This is a genomic window from Suilimivivens aceti (genome assembly GCF_025567405.1).
GTDB lineage: Bacteria > Bacillota > Clostridia > Lachnospirales > Lachnospiraceae > Suilimivivens > Suilimivivens aceti.
Window position 1 is genome coordinate 329581 of the sequence record NZ_JAOQKJ010000003.1, and the last position, 18785, is coordinate 348365.

The 18785-nt window shown below is 43.3% G+C and carries 15 protein-coding genes; 4 read left to right on the forward strand and 11 right to left on the reverse strand.

From position 1 onward, the window contains the following. Positions 1 to 114: 114 nt before the first annotated feature. The 10 genes from OCV77_RS05125 to OCV77_RS05170 all read right to left on the reverse strand — a co-directional run bounded on the left by OCV77_RS05125 (position 115) and on the right by OCV77_RS05170 (position 10038). Entirely contained in the window at positions 115 to 921 is an 807-nt protein-coding gene (locus OCV77_RS05125) for an energy-coupling factor ABC transporter ATP-binding protein (RefSeq protein WP_262573847.1), read from the reverse strand. A 15-nt stretch (positions 922 to 936) separates the two neighbouring features. Beyond that, entirely contained in the window at positions 937 to 1785 is an 849-nt protein-coding gene (locus tag OCV77_RS05130; RefSeq protein ID WP_262573849.1) for an energy-coupling factor ABC transporter ATP-binding protein, read from the reverse strand. After that, positions 1773 to 2528, reverse strand: a complete 756-nt coding sequence (locus OCV77_RS05135) for an energy-coupling factor transporter transmembrane component T (RefSeq protein WP_262573850.1) — start codon at positions 2526 to 2528, stop codon at positions 1773 to 1775. Before OCV77_RS05135 ends, OCV77_RS05130 begins: the two co-directional genes overlap by 13 nt. 37 nt (positions 2529 to 2565) lie before the next feature. Continuing rightward, positions 2566 to 3198 carry a hypothetical protein gene (locus OCV77_RS05140; RefSeq protein ID WP_262573851.1) on the reverse strand — a complete coding sequence of 211 codons (633 nt, stop codon included), beginning with the start codon at positions 3196 to 3198 and terminating at the stop codon, positions 2566 to 2568. A gap of 18 nt (positions 3199 to 3216) precedes the next feature. Continuing rightward, positions 3217 to 4179, reverse strand: coding sequence for a nucleoside hydrolase (locus OCV77_RS05145; protein WP_262573853.1), 963 nt, complete (start codon positions 4177 to 4179; stop codon positions 3217 to 3219). Positions 4180 to 4186: 7 nt separating this feature from the next. Next, entirely contained in the window at positions 4187 to 5104 is a 918-nt protein-coding gene (rbsK, locus tag OCV77_RS05150; RefSeq protein WP_262573855.1) for a ribokinase, read from the reverse strand. Then, positions 5101 to 7023 carry a PfkB family carbohydrate kinase gene (locus tag OCV77_RS05155; RefSeq protein ID WP_262573857.1) on the reverse strand — a complete coding sequence of 641 codons (1923 nt, stop codon included), beginning with the start codon at positions 7021 to 7023 and terminating at the stop codon, positions 5101 to 5103. The genes rbsK and OCV77_RS05155 overlap by 4 nt, the downstream gene beginning before the upstream one ends. Before the next feature lie 290 nt (positions 7024 to 7313). Beyond that, entirely contained in the window at positions 7314 to 7589 is a 276-nt protein-coding gene (gene spoVG / locus OCV77_RS05160; protein ID WP_118799412.1) for a septation regulator SpoVG, read from the reverse strand. Positions 7590 to 7642: 53 nt separating this feature from the next. Continuing rightward, a complete protein-coding gene (gene glgD, locus OCV77_RS05165; RefSeq protein ID WP_262573859.1) occupies positions 7643 to 8764 on the reverse strand; it encodes a glucose-1-phosphate adenylyltransferase subunit GlgD in 1122 nt (373 codons plus the stop codon). Beyond that, a complete protein-coding gene (locus OCV77_RS05170) occupies positions 8761 to 10038 on the reverse strand; it encodes a glucose-1-phosphate adenylyltransferase (protein WP_262573861.1) in 1278 nt (425 codons plus the stop codon). Before OCV77_RS05170 ends, glgD begins: the two co-directional genes overlap by 4 nt. Before the next feature lie 326 nt (positions 10039 to 10364). On the opposite strand from OCV77_RS05170, the gene murC reads away from it, so the two are divergent. The 4 genes from murC (at position 10365) to OCV77_RS05190 (ending at position 15284) form a co-directional block, all read left to right on the forward strand. Next, a complete protein-coding gene (gene murC / locus OCV77_RS05175; protein WP_262573862.1) occupies positions 10365 to 11741 on the forward strand; it encodes a UDP-N-acetylmuramate--L-alanine ligase in 1377 nt (458 codons plus the stop codon). Between the two features lie 276 nt (positions 11742 to 12017). Beyond that, positions 12018 to 13103, forward strand: coding sequence for a DnaD domain protein (locus tag OCV77_RS05180; RefSeq protein ID WP_262573863.1), 1086 nt, complete (start codon positions 12018 to 12020; stop codon positions 13101 to 13103). Between the two features lie 13 nt (positions 13104 to 13116). After that, complete coding sequence (locus OCV77_RS05185) at positions 13117 to 14088, forward strand: ATP-binding protein (RefSeq protein ID WP_262573864.1); 972 nt, start codon at positions 13117 to 13119, stop codon at positions 14086 to 14088. An 8-nt stretch (positions 14089 to 14096) separates the two neighbouring features. After that, positions 14097 to 15284 (forward strand): ribose-phosphate pyrophosphokinase, encoded by a 1188-nt coding sequence (locus OCV77_RS05190; protein WP_262573865.1) that lies wholly within the window; start codon positions 14097 to 14099, stop codon positions 15282 to 15284. An 84-nt stretch (positions 15285 to 15368) separates the two neighbouring features. Here the strand turns inward: OCV77_RS05190 and OCV77_RS05195 are convergent, their stop codons facing one another. Next, the gene (locus tag OCV77_RS05195; RefSeq protein WP_262573866.1) at positions 15369 to 18686 is read right to left on the reverse strand and encodes a DUF6044 family protein; all 3318 of its coding nucleotides are present in this window, start codon (positions 18684 to 18686) and stop codon (positions 15369 to 15371) included. Positions 18687 to 18785: the final 99 nt, after the last annotated feature.

The following is an 18785-nucleotide window of genomic DNA, read 5'->3' on the forward strand; positions in this document are numbered from 1 at the left end:
TTCAATATAACATATTCCCTAAACTTTTGGCAACCAGATAAAAAGCACATTATCCGCTGGAAGCAAAGAAAGGAAACCACTTTTTCAGTAGTCTCCTTTCCCGGCTATAATTTCTTATATATTTTCTCTGATATATTGTGCCAGTTCTTTTACATCCAGTGTGTGCTTTGTCATTCCCAGCTTTGTTGCAATCCTTACAACTGCCGGCTGTTTTAGCATGGCTCGGTCCATAATCTCTTTTTCAAAAAAGACTTCTTCTGTCTTTCCATCTGCCAGAATCTTCTTCTGACACATGACAATCACTCGGTTATAGTTATCTGCCACAAATTCCATATCATGCGTGATCGTCACAATCGCTTTGCCACGTCCTGTCAGAATGCAATTTAACTGTGACAGTCTTTCCAGTCCATCCAGATCCTGCCCGGCTGTGGGTTCATCAAAGATCATCACATCACAGTCACTGGCGATCACCGACGCGATCGTTACAAACTTCCGGATAGACAGTGGCAGATCATATGGGTTTTCCTCCAGGTATTTGTCCATGCCTGTCAGCTCTGCTGCATCCTTGATTCTGCGCTCCCTTTCCTCTTCCGGCACCTTCATCTTCTTCAGCCCATACTCGATTTCTTTATAAACTGTCGCATTGAAGATCTGGTCATCCGGATTCTGAAATACATAGCCTACCCTGCGTGCCATCTGCGCTGTCGTATATTTCTTTGTAGATTCTCCATTGATTAGTACATCACCGGAACAAGGTCTTGTAAGTCCATTCAGCATCTTCACTGTTGTTGTCTTTCCTGCACCATTTTGCCCTATGATTGCAATGTTTTCTCCCGCTTCAATAGAAAAACTCACATCATCTACAGCCAGATAACCATTAGGATATTTAAAAGATATATTTTTTACCTCTACTAATGCCATTTCGTCACCTTCCTGCTAGTTCTTCCTTTTTTCCTGCAGCATTTGTATCATTTCATCTACAGTGACCGGAATCGAATCCAAATCAATTCCCTGTTCCTGTAATTCCAGAGCAATTTGGGTGCACTGGGGAAGCCTTGTATGATATTCTCTGCATTTCGGATTTGCAAAAACTTCTTTCGGAGTTCCTTCCATTACAATCCTGCCCTCATCCATAACAACCACCTGATCCGCATATTCTGCTACCTGTTCCATCTTATGTTCCACCAGTACGATCGTTTTCCCCATGCTCTTCATGAGTTTGATGATCTCAAAGATGTCATCCGTGCTCTGGGGATCGAGCTGGGAGGTCGGCTCGTCAATAACAAAAATATCCTGTCCCATAACAAGCACGGCTGCCAGTGCCACGCGCTGCTGCTGACCGCCTGAAAGCTGATACGGATCCCGATCGCGAAATTCTTCTGTTTTAGTCAGCTTCATGATCTCTTCGACCCGTTTGCGGATTTCATCCGGCTCAATTCCCATATTGCAGAGCCCATATGCCAGTTCATCAAAAACTGTAGGTGCAACACCACTGATCTGAGTAAACGGATTTTGAAATACAAATCCGACATCCATCGCTGTAGTCCCCAGTTCTTCCTCCTGCACATTTTTCCCATTAACAAGGACTTCTCCCGAAATATCTCCTTTATAGAAAATAGGTACAAAACCACGAATTGCATTACATAATGTCGTTTTTCCGCTTCCATTCGCTCCCACAATGGCGCACAGTTCTCCTTTTTTTACTGTGAGGGACACATTTTTCAACGTTGGTACCTCAGCCGTCGGATACTGATAAGTTAAATCCTTAATGACTATACTATCCATAAGACAATTTTCCCTCCAATCGCTGCAACAACGGCCGCAATAGCCAGAATCCGCACTGCCTTATCTGTCCCGGTATCCGGGATTTCATGCAGGGTTGTTTTTTTACACGGAGCTGAAAAGGCTCTTGCTTCCAACGTGATCGCTCTTTCCTCTGCACTGACAATGGAATTCAGGATCAGTGGTCCTACAGATGGAAAAAATGCCTTGGCACGTACAATAAGATTACTTTCCATTTCAATCCCACGGGATTTTTGTGCTTCCAGAATAGTCCCCATCTTCTTGTTCATCTGTGGAATAATACTTGCTGTAGACATCAGCACATAGCTGACTGTCGGGGATACTCCCTTTTTTTCCAGTACCGCCATCAGTTTATTCAAATTCAGGATCTTTACTGACAGGATTGCGGCAGAACCAATTCCCAGGATCTTCGAGCACAGGGAAACCGCCTTATCCAGTCCTTCCTGTGTGATTGAAAATACCCACAATTTCCAGATCACAGTATCCCCAGGAATAAACAAAATCTGGAAAATAAAACAGACTACTGTTACAAAGAAGATCGTTTTTACCCACAGCTTCAGGTATTCCTTTCCTGTCCGGTATGTAAATGCTATCCCTATCATTACCAACACACATATTATAGCTGTTCCGTTACCAAAGAGCGCGGAAATGATTGCCAATGCCAAAATAATATATAAATTTGTCAAAGGATTCAGTATATTTTTCTGTTCCTTATTATTCTGCATTTCTTTCTCCTATCTTTTTGTTGGTTTTCCGTTATACTTATTTTGACTTTTGGGCATCCTTTGCTTCCTTCGCTCTTTTTCTGGCCTCAATAAAGACAGGACCATTTGCAAACTTATACAGATTTCGATCCGACATATTACGGATAACCATATAAGGAATCAACAGTGAAATAAATTTATCCGGTATCTCTGCAATGAAGTTACCGATTACCTGTGCTGGCCAGAAAGGAACCCCTGCTGTGATCATGGCTCCGATAATAGCTGAGCTTGTGGTTCCATCAAATCCTCCAAAAAATACAACTACAACAAAGATGGAAGCAAACACACCCATTAAGATAATAAGCACACCAGAAATAATGAATCTCTTAACATCAATAAACATGCCCTTTTTAGCCAAAAGACCGGTTGTAATACCAAAAATTGCGCTTACGATCGCATACGGCAGAGCTGTCGGTGCTGTCAGGGAAACAACAACATTACTCAGAATACCTGTAATACATCCCACGATCGGTCCTGCCAGGATAGATACCAGAAAAGTTCCGATCGAATCAAGATAAATTGGCAGCTTCAGCAAACCGGCCAGTGTTCCTCCAACCCAGTTAATAGCAACTGCAATGGGAATAATTAAGATAGTAACTAAATTGATTTTTGATTCTTTTCCTTTGCTCATAGTGTTTCTCCCTTCATCCTATACATTATATTGTTTTACGATATCTTCATATCCTGGAAACAGGTAGTGGAAAAATGTTTCAAAAAACAGCTTTTTATCCGCTCCGGTTGCCACCAGACAGTTCTTCTTTTTATCCTTGTAGATAAAAGTAGGATATACGACTGATGCTCCCTGACAGAGTCCTTCTGTCTCCACATCCACAAATGCTTCCTTGGTTTTTACAATTTCGCGGTTAAGCAAGTATGCAATGATCAATACATCGCAGAGCTCGCATCCGATCTCTTTTGCATAATTCCAGTGTCCATCTACATATACACGGGTAATCTGATGTATAAAACGGGATGCCGGTGTATTGATCTGCCAGAGCAATTCTCTTAAGTCTGAGTTCAGCCAGACATCCCGTGTGGCATCCAGACCGATCATTGTAACTTTTTTGAATCCTGCCTGGAATACAATTTTAGCAGCCTCCGGATCCATCCAGAAATTAAATTCCGCATGCGGTGTCATATTACCACCATTTTCTGCCCCACCCATAATAACAACTTCTTTCACATTATGTATAAACTCCGGATCCTTCTGAATTGCCTTTGCAATGTTGGTGAGTGGTCCAATCGGCACCAGGGTAATATTACCTTTATCTTCTCTTACTTTACGGATCAAATAATCTACAGCATCCTCTTCTTCCGGCATTCTCTGGCTCTCGGCCATCCGCAGATTTCCAAGTCCGTCATCTCCATGAAATGCTTCACAATGCTCATGCACCCGGACCAGCGGTTCTGCACTTCCTTTATAAACAGGAATATCATTCCTTCCGGCAATTTCCAGTATCCTGAATGCATTCTTCGTAACCTTATCCAGTCCCACATTTCCATTTACCGTAGTGAGCGCCAATACTTCCAGTTCTTGCTTTGCAGATAATGCAAGTAAGATCGCAATCGCATCATCGATTCCGGGATCTGTATCAATAATAATTTTTTGCATGTCTTCCTTAATCTCCTCCATATTCTCTAATTTCTTCCAAAGTTGGAATAGAGGTCTGCGCCCCTTTTCTTGTCACCGCTATGGCAGATGCTTTCTGTCCAAAGGAAATTGCCTCTCTGCAGTTTTTTCCCTGGCTGAGTGCCAGTGCAAAAGCAGCTGTAAAGCAGTCTCCTGCTGCCGTGGTATCCACCGCCTTCACCTTATGAGCTGGAAAATACTCTTCTGAGTCCGCCGTCACATGAATACAGCCTTCACCTCCAAGTGTAACAATTACATTTTTTACTCCTTTCCTGATAAGTTCCCGTGCTGCACATATCCTTTCCTTCCGATCTCCCATGCCGGTTCCCGTAAGAATTCCTATTTCGGTTTCATTTGGTTTTATAAAGTCAATTCCATTCCACAAGCTTTCCGGTATATCACTCCTGGCAGGTGCCGGATCAAGAATGATCGTCTTTCCCTCCTCTACTGCCAGCTCCTTAACATACTGAACAACTTCCAATGGTATTTCCAGCTGCATGACAATAATATCACTTCCGCAGATCAGCTCCCGATTTTCACGAATCAATTTCTTAGTTACTTTTCCGTTTGCTCCAGCTATGATGATAATAGCGTTATCTCCATTACTGTCCACCGTAATATAAGCCTGTCCTGTAGGAACCGCCTTCAGTTTTTCCACATGTGAAACATCCACATTTACTGCATTCAGATTGTCCAAAAGCTGTTGTCCTTTCGTGTCATCCCCAACCGCTCCGAGCATGACAACCTTCCCCCCCAGCTTTCCCACTGCATATGCCTGATTAGCGCCCTTTCCACCTGGAATCTGTTCTACACTTTTCCCCGTGATCGTTTCTCCGCATTTAGGCATGTGAGGTGTTTCTATCACAGTATCCATATTCAGACTTCCCACTACTAAAATTTGTTTCAATCTGCCTTCACCTTCCTCCTTGTGTAATATTGGGAATGAATTTCATCTTCATAAATATCTACAGCCCTTCTGTCTGGCAACGCCTGCTGCACTCCATGTCTGGTAACGCTGATCCCGGAAGCATAGATTGCAAACCCAACCGCTTCCAGCAGATTTCTTCCCTCGCTCAGATAAACCGCTAATGCACTGATAAAAGAATCTGCACCCCCAGTAGTATCTACAGCTTCAAAACCAGTACCATCAAAGTACATAGAATAGTCATCATTTTTCAGATAGCATCCTCTTGCCCCCAGAGTCACTATGACATTCTTAACTCCCTTTTCCCTTAAAATATAAGCCTTTTCTTCTATTGACGCGTTTCCCGGAACAAGTATGTGCAATTCCTTTTCATTTGGTACAAAATATGTAATCTCCTGGTATATTTTATCATTCAGGACTTCGGCCACTGTAGGTTTCAAAATTACCTGTGTTCTATTCTCCCTGCAAAGTCTGACAGTATGCTCCACTATCATTTCCGGAATTTCTGTAGATACCAGGCAATACTTTGCTTTTTCAAACAGATATTCATATTGATCAATCTGCTTCATACTCAATCCTCTGTTAGCACCTGTATAGACGGTAATTGCGCTTTCTCCGCTCTGGTCCACATGAATATAAGCTTTTCCCGTAGGAAGCACTGTATTAAATCTGACTCCGTCTACATGCACATGATTTTCAGTAAGACTGGTATAAATCTGTTTTCCTTCCATGTCGTTGCCAAGACATCCGATCATATAAACCTGACCTCCAAGCTTTCCAACTCCGACAGCCTGATTTCCTCCCTTTCCTCCCGGGAAAATATACACCTTATTTGCCATCTGGTTTTCACCTGCGCCTGGAATTTCATTTACATAGATTGTCACGTCTATGTTCATACTTCCAACTACTACGATCTTCTCACCCTGTCTGTCTGCCGGTGGTCTCACTACACTGTTTCTCCATTTGACCTGTGGTTCAAATTTTCTGACCACCTCAATTCTTTTTTCCTGGTTAATGATTTCCAGCAGACATTCCACTGCAGCGGATACCATTTTTTCAATAGGAAACTGCACTGCCGTAATACCATTTCCCACATATTCCAGTTCATTTTCATCTCCTATGGAAATCAGGGATATTTCATCCGGTACTACTGTATTATTTTTGGACAGTACACGTTCTACGTAACAGGCAACCTCCGGTGATCCACAGACAATGGCTGTTACACGTTCTTTCATTACCTGCGGTATTCCAATTTTTTCAATGTCGTTCACGGAATCAAAGATATAGATCCACAACGGATTGTAGTGCAGATTATTGTTCTGCATTGCTATTTTATAACCGTCCAGAATACTTTTATCCTGCTGTGTAACAATACAGGCAATCTTCTGATGCCCTTCTTTGTAAAGCTGACTAACTGCTATTCTGGCAGCTTCTGATGGCCGATAATAAAATGTTGTTTTCTGTCTCTCATCAAATGTCCTTGTATCACTCAGATATACCGTTGTATCTTCCATATTCCCATCTGCAACCCAATGGGACTCGTCAATCAGAAATCCGGATATCTTTTTCGTCTTCATCTCCTTTACAAGCTGTTTTGTATCTTCCATACCATCCGCATATCCGACAACAAGACTGTAACCATTCTCCCTTGCGGCCTTTTCGGCTACGAGCTGCATCTTCTGCTTTGTCCGATTGTCTTTGCGAAGAATCATCCCTATGAGACGAGATTTCATCCCCTCCTTTTCCAGAAATTTAAAATAAGGAATATAATGTTCCTGTTCAATAACATCCAGAACTTTTTTCTTTGTTTCCTCACTGATATCACGGTCTTTTCCATTCATAACTTTTGATACCGTAGAGGCAGATACTCCTGCTATTTTTGCAATATCCCGTATATTCATGAAATCCTCACCAAACTAAATTATTCTAAAAGCTTTTAGTAAACTCGTTTCGCTTGATAACATCTTATCATTTTGTGCGATATAGTGCAATAATTTCAAAAAGCAAAACTGTTTTCCGACATATTGCACAATTTACATCTTTACTAAACACTGTTTCGTTCTCAGAAAGTAAAAAAGACTGGTAATAATGCCAGTCTTAAGTCTCAAAAAAAGAGGCTGAAAAACCATATCATCATACTGGCTTTTCAGTCTCTTTATTGTAACTGGTATCAGGTTTTTCAGGTCTCTGCCTAAGCCTCTTCGTCCGGTTCCTGCAGCGCCTGTTCATAACGATCCAGAATGATCTTCTGGATATTTTCTCTTGTTGAGGAATTAATAGGATGTGCGATATCCCGGTACTCTCCATCTGTCGATTTCTTACTCGGCATGGCAATGAAGCAGCCCTTTTCTCCCTCTATCACTTTAATGTCATGGATTACGAATTCATCATCGATCGTAATGGATACGATCGCTTTCATCTTACCCTCCTTCGCAACCTTTCTGATCCTTACATCTGTAATCTGCATAGCATTCCTCTCCCCTGTTTCGTTTATTTATTCTGCATCAATGCTGCTGTGGCTTAGATCACATACCTGTCACTGCGTTCAATAACAACCTTGATCTTTCCCTCTTCCCCTGCATGATAGGAATTGGCTCTGATCGTGCCGTGGCTTTCTACAATACAGTTTTCAATATGCGTATTATCCCCAATGTACACATCGTTGAGAATAATAGAGTTCTTGATATAACAGTTGTTTCCGATATAAGCCTTTTTGAAGATTACGGAATTCTCTACAGTACCATTAACGATACAGCCGCTGGAAACCAGACTATTCTTCACACTGACTCCTACATTGTATTTGGCAGGCGGAAGGTCATCCACCTTGGAATAGATATCCGGATACTGTCTGAAGAAATAATCCCGGATTTCCGGTTTTAAGAAATCCATATTGGTATTGAAATAATCATCAATACTTGCAATATTGCTCCAATATTCCTGCATCTTGTATCCATAGATCCGCTTCATGTTCTTATAACGGATCAGAATATCCTTAACCAAATCATATCTTTCTTCTTCTGCACATTTCTCCAGCATCTCGATCAGCTGTCTTCTTCTGACAACATAGATACCACAGGAAATCGTGTTGGACTTGGCAACTACCGGTTTCTCTTCAAACTCCTCGATCCGGCTTTCCTCATTCATCTTCAGGATGCCAAAACGATCTACATTCTCACTTGCCGGCATGTCCTTACATACCACTGTAATATCTGCCTTCTTTGCAATGTGATACTCCAGCACTTTATTGTAATCCAGCTTGTAGACACAGTCACCGGAAGCAATTACCACATAAGGCTCATGGCAGTTCTTCAGGAAAGAAAGATTCTGTGCAATAGCATCTGCTGTTCCTCTGTACCAGGCATTGCTTTCTGCTGTCACAGACGGAGTCATCACATACAGTCCCCCCTGCTTTCTGCCAAAATCCCACCACTTGGAAGAGCTGAGATGCTCATTCAGACTTCTGGCATTGTACTGGGTCAGTACAGCTACCTTCTGGATATGGGAGTTCGTCATATTGCTCAGTGCAAAATCAATGCTACGATAGCTTCCTGCCACAGGCATGGCGCACACTGCTCTTTTGGTAGAAAGTTCCTTCATACGATAGCTGCTGCCACCTGCTAAAATAATACCGATCGCTCTCACTTTTCATCACCCGCCTTAATAATTAGTGTTTTACCGCTTGCAAGGCAGTTATCCGGATAATCCTCAGCAGTAGTGGTTCCGAATACACAGGTATTCTTACCAACAGTGATGCCATCCGGTATCACGCTCTTTTCACCAACAGTTGCAATGCTGTGGTTATAGATATGCGGATCTGTTTCATTTTCCACTTCTTCACCGATACCCAGCTTCACATTGTTTCCGATGATGGCCTTCTCTGCAACGATGGCCTTATTCAGTTCACAGCCATCCCCGATCACAGTTCCGTTCATAATAATGGAATCCCTTACCACCGTATCCTTACCAATGGTTACCCCACAACCAATCACGGAGTTGTAAACCTGTCCGCTGATCTCACTTCCCTCACCGATAATACTTCTCTCTACCAGACTGGTCTCTGCGAAATACTGTGGAGGAAGAATCTCACTCTTGGTATAGATCTTCCAGTACTCTTCATAAAGATTAAATTCCGGAACGATATCGATCAGTTCCATATTGGCTTCCCAGTAAGAATTCAGCGTTCCTACATCCTTCCAGTAGCCGTTAAATTCAAAAGCATAAAGTGGTGATCCCTTGCCATGGCAATACGGAATGATATGCTTACCAAAATCAAGTCCCGGCTGGTCTGCATTGGCAAGAAGGGCTTCCTTCAATGTCTTCCAGTTGAATATGTAAATACCCATGGATGCCAGGTTGCTTCTCGGATTGGCAGGCTTCTCTTCAAAGTCTGTGATCTTCTTATCCTCATCTGTGATCATAATACCAAAGCGCTTCGCTTCTTCCATCGGAACAGGCATGACTGCAATGGTACACTCTGCTCCCTTTTCCTTATGGAAATCCAGCATCACTTCATAATCCATCTTATAAATATGATCTCCTGACAGGATCAGGATATAATCGGGATTAAAGCTCTCCATGTAATCAATGTTCTGATAGATCGCATTTGCGGTACCTGTATACCACTCACTGTTTGTCACCTTCTCATAAGGCGGCAGGACACTGACTCCACCAATATTCCTGTCCAGATCCCACGGAATACCAATGCCAATATGCGTATTCAGCCGGAGGGGCTGATACTGTGTCAGCACACCCACTGTATCTACACCGGAGTTAATACAGTTGCTGAGCGGGAAGTCAATGATACGGTACTTTCCCCCAAAAGATACCGCAGGTTTGGCCACTTTTGAAGTGAGCACACCAAGTCTGCTTCCCTGACCGCCCGCTAATAACATGGCAATCATTTCCTTTTTAATCATGTTGTCACCTCTTACCAGTATTTTTTGTGAATATTTTGTTCTTAATAATCGGTAGACCGTTACAGTTTCCAATCATCAAGTTTACGAATAGTATATCATATAACCATTTGAATGTGAATATTTTTTACAAAAATTTTGCTCATTTTACATGCTTTTATGTAAATATCTTACAATTCTCTACTATTTAAATTTACACTTTCGAATCGTGTTTACAACATTTTGTGTTATGTAAAAGAAGCAGACCATACATTTTGTTCAAAATGCTATTGGTTTTTTTGTATAGGATGTTTATAATATCAGTATAATTATCTTTGGAGGTTATTTCCATGTATCAGATCGATTTTCACCACCCCATTCATATATATTTTATCGGAATCGGCGGCATCAGCATGAGCGGTCTTGCAGAGATCCTGTTAGATGAAGGCTTTACCGTATCCGGCTCTGACATGCGCCCCTCTCCCCTGACTGAGCTTCTCGAAAAAAGAGGTGCCCATATCTACTATGGCCAGCGGCGCGAAAATCTGTCAGGTGACCTGGATCTTGTTGTTTATACCAGCGCCATCCATCCGGATAATCCGGAAATGCAGGCAGCTGCAGCGCTTTCTCTTCCTCTTCTCACAAGAGCAGAGCTCCTTGGTCAAATGATGAAGAATTATAAGCTCCCTATTGCCATCAGCGGCACCCACGGCAAAACCACAACCACTTCCATGATTTCTGAGATCCTGCTCCATGCAGAGCTCGATCCAACCCTTTCCATCGGCGGTATCCTGAAGACTATCGGCGGCAATATCAGGATCGGTCATTCTGAGTACTTTGTAACAGAGGCCTGCGAATATACCAACAGCTTCCTGAGTTTTTATCCAAAGATCGGTCTGATCCTTAATATCGAAGCAGACCATCTGGATTTCTTTAAGGATCTTGCAGATATCCGTTCTTCATTCCACCGTTTTGCCCTGCTCCTTCCTTCGGACGGTGCACTGATCATAAATGGCAGTATTTCTGATCTTTCCGAGATCACAGCGGACGTAGCCTGTCCCATTATCACCTTTGGTATGGATCCTTCCTTTACCTACAGTGCCACCGATATCACTTATGACGAAAAGGGCTGTGCCTCCTTTACTTTACTGAGGGAAGGAGCTCCTGACGGACATTTTACCCTGTCTGTCCCCGGAGAACACAATATTCTGAATGCTCTTGCAGCAATCGCACTCGCAGACCTCCTTTCTGTAGATCCATCTGTTACTGCAGCGTCCCTGTCCGATTTTCATGGTACTGACAGACGGTTTGAGTATAAGGGCCGTATCAATGGTATTACTATAATAGATGATTATGCACATCATCCCACAGAAATTACTGCGACTTTGAAAGCTGCTGCAAATTATCCCCACAAGGATCTGTACTGTGTATTCCAGCCACATACATTTTCGCGTACCAAGACATTTATGAAGGATTTTGCAAAGGCTCTGTCCCATGCCGATTATGTGATCCTTGCGGATATTTATCCGGCCAGGGAAACTGATAATCTCGGGATCAGTTCTGAAACACTTCAGAAAGAGCTTGAGGCTCTTGGCAAAACCTGTTATTATTTCCCGGATTTTTCTTCTATCGAAAAATTTATTTTGGAAAAATGTAAGCCGGGTGACCTGTTGATAACTATGGGAGCCGGAGATGTTGTTAAAATCGGAGAAAATCTTCTGAAATAATTTTTTATCCACGATATCCACATTCAGGAAGCTGCAAAGGCCTCTTTCGTATGTGGATATTTATTTTTATGGTGGGAGCAGATTTTACCTGTTTTTTACAATAGTTTTTCTTCTCCTCCGGTAAACTATCCACATTATCCACATTGTCCACAAAGTCCAGAAACCCTTGTAAATACTGGGTTTTCCGGAAAAATTGAGGTTTGCATTTCTTTTTTCATATGCTATAATCATTTTGCTTTGAAATGAAAATGTAAACAGCAGAGAGCAGGGATCAACGTGAGTCGTTTTACTATTTACCAGGACAACTATGCCGATACCACCATTGTGTCCAATTTATTTATTGATGAATATATGAAGGATGCCAATGATGCGCAGATTAAGATCTATTTATATCTTCTGCGTATGATGAGTGCGCATAAGGCTACCAGCGTGTCCGATATTGCGGACAAGTTTAATCACACTGAAAAGGATGTGATGCGGGCACTGAAGTACTGGGAAAAGAATAATCTTCTCGCACTGGAATATAACGAGGACAGAACCCTGTGCGGCATCCGTCTGCTGGATGTAACCAGCCGCAGCGAAAACGATGTTCTTCCCCTGACCAAAATCGTCAGCATGCCTGTTACTGTCTCGAAGAAGGACATAGCAGGCAGAAGTATCACAGAAGAGCCCGCTGTCCGGACAGCTGCTGAAACGGCTGATCCTTTTGCAAAGCCCTCCTACTCTCTGGATGAGCTGAAGGAATTTAAGAATAACGAGGAAACCTCCCAGATCATCTTTGTTGCCGAACAGTATATCGGCAGACCACTGACTGCCCCCGAAATGAAAACCATTCTTTTCTTTTCAGACAGACTGCATTTCTCTGCTGACCTGATCGACTATCTGTTCCAGTACTGTGTGGAAAAGGGCAAGAGGGATTTCCGTTACATAGAAAAGGTGGCCATCAGCTGGGCACAGGAGGGTATTTCTACTCCTGCACAGGCCGCCAGATATGCTGCCAAATACGACAAGAACGTATATGATATCATGAAGGCTCTTGGCAAATCCTCTATCCCGACCAAGGCAGAAGCTGATTATGCCATGAAATGGGTCAGAGAGTATGGCTTTACTTCCGATATCATCATGGAAGCCTGTGAAAGAACTGTCCTTGCTACTGACAAGCACCGCTTCGAATATGCTGACAGTATTTTGAAAAGCTGGCATGAAAACCACGTAAAGCACAAGGCAGATATCCGTACCATGGATGAAGCCCATTCCCGGAAGCCGGCAGCCAAAACCGCTCCCAGGAACGGACAGTTCAACCAGTTCATGCACACTGATTATGACTTTGATACTCTGGAAAAAGAGATCTTAAGTAACTAAAAGGAGCGTACCCGTGGCACTTACCAATTCCCAGTATGAAACCATTATGAAGCTCTATGAAGCCAGGCAGACGAATAGCCGCCATCTTCTCGAAGAGCGGACAGCTTACGTCATGAAACACATCCCCGGCTACAATGAAGTCAGAAATGAGATCGCCTCTGTTTCTGTCAGACAGGGAAAACAGCTTCTTCTCGGGAACAAAGATGCCATAGAGGATCTGAAAACGGAGCTTGCAAGGCTGCGCAGGAAGCAGGATGCACTCCTTACAGATGCCAGTCTTCCCACTGATTACCTTGCTCCGGTCTATGAATGTCCCGCCTGTAAGGATACCGGATATATCGATGGCAGGAAATGCCATTGTTTTCTGCAGGCGCAGATCGATCTCCTGTACGAACAGTCCGGAATCCGCAAAATGCTGGAGAATGAGAATTTTTCTACCCTGTCCTATGAATACTATCAGGGAGAGGATCTGACAAGATTCAAAAATACTGTCCTCACCTGCAGAAACTTTATCAATAATTTTAATTCAGACTACCACAATCTCTTTTTTTATGGTACAGTTGGTACGGGCAAATCCTTTCTCTCAGGCTGTATTGCCAAAGAGCTGATTGAAAGTGGTCATTCTGTGATCTACTTCAGTGCTACTGGACTTTTCGATACCCTGTCCAAATATAAATTTGACTATAGAAACAGTGATGACCTCCGAAGTTCCTATGGAGATCTGTTCGAAAGTGATCTGCTGATCATTGATGATCTTGGCACAGAATTTACCAACAACCTGATTGCCTCTGAGCTTTTTTCACTGATCAATGACAGACACCTGCGTAAAAAAGCTACTATTATATCCACTAATCTTTCACTGGAGGATTTCCGGAACCGATATTCTGACAGGATCTTTTCCAGAATCACCAGCAACTACGAAATCTGTAAGATAACCGGACCTGATATCCGGATGTATAAAAAAAGACTTCAGAACAGAAAGTGAGGACTCCCATGTCACAACGCGAAGAAACAAGAAATCTTGAGACCATACCTGTCGGATCTCTGGGTATTATTCCCCTGGAGGGCTGCAAATCCCTCGGTCAGAAGGTAGATGATTATCTGGTAGAATGGAGGACTGTCCGTGAAAGCGAGCATAAAAACAGCCTTGCCTTTTCAGGTTATCAGCGCAATTCCTACATTCTGAAGGCCAAGGTACCGCGTTTTGGTTCCGGTGAAGCAAAGGGTATGATCCTAGAATCTGTCCGTGGTACAGATCTTTATATTCTCGTTGATGTTGCCAATTACAGCCTGACCTATTCTCTCTGTGGACGCGAAAACCACATGTCCCCGGATGATCACTATCAGGACCTGAAGCGTATCATTGCCGCTGTGGGTGGTAAGGCAAGACGGATCACTGTGATCATGCCTTTCCTCTACGAAAGCCGCCAGCACAAGAGAACAACCCGTGAATCCCTTGACTGTGCACTGGCACTGCAGGAGCTGGTTCATATGGGTGTTGATAATATCATCACCTTTGATGCACATGATCCACGTGTGCAGAATGCGATTCCTCTGCATGGTTTCGAAACAGTACAGCCTACCTATCAGTTTATCAAGGGTCTGCTCCGCAACGTGGACGATCTGCAGCTTGACTCCGACCACATGATGGTCATCAGCCCCGATGAGGGTGGTATGGGACGTGCTATTTACATGGCCAACGTACTCGGTCTTGATATGGGTATGTTCTACAAGCGCCGCGATTATACAAGAATTGTTGATGGCAGAAATCCCATCGTTGCCCATGAATTTCTTGGCTCATCTGTAGAAGGCAAGGATATGATCATTATTGATGATATGATCTCATCTGGAGAAAGCGTGATCGAGGTTGCTACTGCCCTGAAAGAGCGACGTGCAAGAAAAGTGTTTATCTGTACTACCTTCGGTCTGTTTACAAATGGCCTGGAGCGCTTTGATAAGGCATATCAGAGCGGTATCATTGACAAAGTCCTGACCACCAACCTGATCTACCAGACACCGGAGCTTCTCTCCAGAGAATGGTATATCAACTGTGATATGAGTAAATACATCGCTTACCTGATCGACACCCTGAACCACGATGCATCTATCAGTGATCTTCTGGATCCTAATGAACGTATCCAAAAGGTTGTCGGCAAATACAAAAGAGGCGAAAGGATCTGATCTTCCTGATCCAATGATCCAATCAAAAGTAAAAGGTGTACCAGAGCAGTTCTCCGGTACACCTTCTTTTTGTTCTGTTCAGTTTTACTGTTCGTAATCCTTCTTAAGTCTGTTATTTACTTCCTTAAGGATTTCTCCGGGAACTCCCTTTTCAAAGATATCCCGTAGTCCCACCTTCTGCACAGCTTCACAGTAAGGTGTTTCAGCAGAAACAGCAGTCAGCTCCAGATATTTATCAACCGCTGCTTCCCTGTCCTCTCCTGCCAGAGCAAAGAGATCAAGACTTGTGAAAGCCGATGTACCATAACCAAGGTAGTAGCAGGGCTGCATAAAAAGATGGGGAATATCCACCCAGGAATACAGCTCCTGAATATCCGGATCATTTACAGCCATTCCATACTCTCTGGCCAGATTACAGTACAGTTTGTTCATCTCTTCTCTTGTCATATCCGGGTTTTCATACACACAGATCTCAAATTCAGCAAGCATACAGGCATTAGCTGTCTGCTCTGCAAGCTGCACCACATCCTGCAGTCGGAACATGTCTCCAGCTTCACCCTGGATCATATCCTGATCGTAATCATAAAAGAGCATTTCCAGTCCTTGGGAATGAATTTCACAAAGATCCATATTATTCACGACAAATAATGGATTACTCTTTTTATGGACTGCGTAGTTGTAGTGCCCAAATTCATGAATAGTCGTCACATAATCCTGACAGGTTCCATATGGTGCATCGAAAATAAAAGCATCTCCGTACCAGGGAAGTTCTATGGTATATCCAGTCTGTGCCTTGCTTTCTCCCGCATCCATATCATAAAGATCATATGCAAGCATATGGTCAAAGGCTTCTTCCATCTCCGGATCCAGCTCCCCAATGTATTTCTGCACAGCCGAAAGCCTCTCCGCTGCCGGACTGTCATTCAGCTCCTCCAGTGCGGAATCATCCATTTCATAGTAAAGAGATTCTATTTCGATCAGCCATGGCATGACTTCTTTTTTTACCTGTTTGAACAGGGCTTTAGCGTCTGCCGTGTCATAGTCCCGCAGATACAAGCCCCCATAGGCATACTCAGCATAGTTATCATATTCATACTCTCTGGCAAGCTGATCCCTGACAGATACCAGTTCACAGTAAATTTCCCCGATCACACTGTTTTTCTCTGCGTCATAATCATCCAGCAGTGCTTCATTATATTCCTGCTGCAGGCTGTTTTCCTTCAGGATCAAATCTTTTTCCTGCTCTGTCATTTCTTCATAATCCTGAAGGGAGCTTATTTCACTTTCAGTAAATACCTCAGAAAAAATTTCTTTGTAAGGAGAATTACATATCTGCGCCATAGCTGCATAAACTCTGTCCGTAATATCCACAGCATCCTCATACTGCTGTTCCTGCAGGCTGGCATTCTCTTCATCCCGCACATCCATGTCGTAGCGGATCTGAGACAGGGAATTACAGGTTCTCACCCGGATACAGCCATCCAGAAGACTTTCATACAGAGAAAGAGCTTTCTCTTCCTGAAGAACTACTGTTTCCTGATTTTCTTCCTGTCTGACCGCTTCTTTGGCCAGTTCCTCAAGATGATCCGCAGTTTCATATATGACATCTTTGTCATAGGTCAGATCCCTTTCTGCAAAAGGAACCTCTGACCAGTTATTACTCTGATAGAGAGTCGTTGTCCGGTAAACATACAGTGTATACGGAGATGACTCATCCGTATAGGTTCCGATCAGTGTAAACCCTTCCTCCTCTGCATTGGAAATGCAGATCCGGCTGAACAGATATCTTCCGGAAAGTGCCTTAAAGGCATCCACATCAATGGCAAGACTCTCATCCTCCACGTGATAATCCCTAACCGCCATCACAAGAGAGTTTTCCGTTGGGGAATACAGATATGCTCTGGCTCCCCAGGTGTCGAAATACTCCGCAGATGCCGCATTCTGCGACAGAGCCGGTGCGATCACCTTCCGGAACCTGTCCTTATAGTCCTGGGAATAAAAACCAAGGTAGCCATCCAGGGTGGAAATTCCGTTATATTCAAGAATCGCCGGGTGGAAGCCATAAGCCGCCGACCACTCTCCATTATAACCAATGTCCTCTTTCGCTTTCGCAAAGAGCTCTTCCGAATAAAATTCCCCGTAGCTTAAGTCATTGGATTCCTTTCCTTTCAGGATCTCATATGCCTTCGCTACACAGGTATGATAAAGATCATTATATCTCGTTCCCGAAAATACGATCAGCAGTACTGCTGCCACTGCCAGCAGATCCGTCAGAACGCACAGCCATTTTTTCTTTTCCTGATACAATCTCACAAGAACAACAAGAAATGCAAGATACCAGACAAAGGGGTTAAAGAAGATCGTCCTGTTGAACTGCCAGCCTTTCAGAGGTGGCACTATCTTTTCGATCAGGCTGCGGAAAGGCTCCAGATAGTAAATGCCATATACCACGCTGTTAAACACCAGAAGCACCATCAACAGATTGTAACCGTCATGGAAGATCCCTTTCGTATTTCCTTTCCGGATATAAGACACATTGAGAAACAGGAAATACAGAAGACAGACCGGCATCACCAGATATGTATGTATGCTTTCCGCATGGAACATTCCCTGTCTGAATCCATCGACCATGGTTTTCACGATTTCTCCACCTGTAAAGCTTCCCGCCTCCATGGTAGACCGGATCGTTTCCTCACTTCCAAACAGCATGGTTCCAAACAGCCGGTACTCAAACAGGATGTAGCCCGCTGAAAGTACGATAAGGGAAAGGATCATCCGAAACGGAAATTTTCGGTCCCTGATCCACAGAATAACAAAGGCTATCGCCAGATATCCCAGGATAAACAGGCCAAAATAAGAAAAATAGGATAACAGTGGATAAAGAAATAACAGCAGATACCACCCTGCCGACGGACTTCTGTATATTTTCCGCAGGAGATAAACCACCAGAGGAACAGATGCAAAGGGTATACCAAAGGCCGGAAAAACATTCAGGATCCCATAAGCAAACCCAGCAAGAAAGATCACCGGCTTACTTTCTCCATACTGATCCTTAAACAGATCTCTGGCAAGGAGTACCATGGAAAAGGTACCGATCACGATCTTCAGCAAATATCCTGCCACATACGCATAGTAAGATGGCAGGATCATATACAACAGAGAATAAAGTGAAAACTCGGAAGGCAGTACATCCCGGCTGATCCCTCCAAGAAACGGCACTTCTACGCCATGCTTCCAAAAGGCTCCTGTATTCTTCAGCATCTGGAACTGTGCCACGAACAGATCCAGGTTGTCATGCACGGAAATAATACTTCCCTTTCCGAAAATCCCAAACACAAGGGCTGCAAAAACAAGAAAGCCGATGATCAGAACAAGATACCATTTTTCTGCTATTTTTTTCACTCTTTACTTCTCCTCGTATTATAAGTTTATAGACCTCTCATTCAGAGGCTATAGACTTATTTTTTATGATGTAGGTATGGATGAATTGTTGGACATCCT

Bases quoted from the DNA above. Each gene is read 5' to 3' on its own strand.
- OCV77_RS05190 (WP_262573865.1), top strand. From the start codon at position 14,097: ATGTCACAACGCGAAGAAACAAGAAATCTTGAGACCATACCTGTCGGA.
- OCV77_RS05155 (WP_262573857.1), bottom strand. From the start codon at position 7,023: ATGAATATACGGGATATTGCAAAAATAGCAGGAGTATCTGCCTCTACG.
- OCV77_RS05130 (WP_262573849.1), bottom strand. From the start codon at position 1,785: ATGGATAGTATAGTCATTAAGGATTTAACTTATCAGTATCCGACGGCT.
- OCV77_RS05170 (WP_262573861.1), bottom strand. From the start codon at position 10,038: ATGATTAAAAAGGAAATGATTGCCATGTTATTAGCGGGCGGTCAGGGA.
- OCV77_RS05145 (WP_262573853.1), bottom strand. From the start codon at position 4,179: ATGCAAAAAATTATTATTGATACAGATCCCGGAATCGATGATGCGATT.
- OCV77_RS05125 (WP_262573847.1), bottom strand. From the start codon at position 921: ATGGCATTAGTAGAGGTAAAAAATATATCTTTTAAATATCCTAATGGT.
- OCV77_RS05140 (WP_262573851.1), bottom strand. From the start codon at position 3,198: ATGAGCAAAGGAAAAGAATCAAAAATCAATTTAGTTACTATCTTAATT.
- spoVG (WP_118799412.1), bottom strand. From the start codon at position 7,589: ATGCAGATTACAGATGTAAGGATCAGAAAGGTTGCGAAGGAGGGTAAG.
- murC (WP_262573862.1), top strand. From the start codon at position 10,365: ATGTATCAGATCGATTTTCACCACCCCATTCATATATATTTTATCGGA.
- OCV77_RS05135 (WP_262573850.1), bottom strand. From the start codon at position 2,528: ATGCAGAATAATAAGGAACAGAAAAATATACTGAATCCTTTGACAAAT.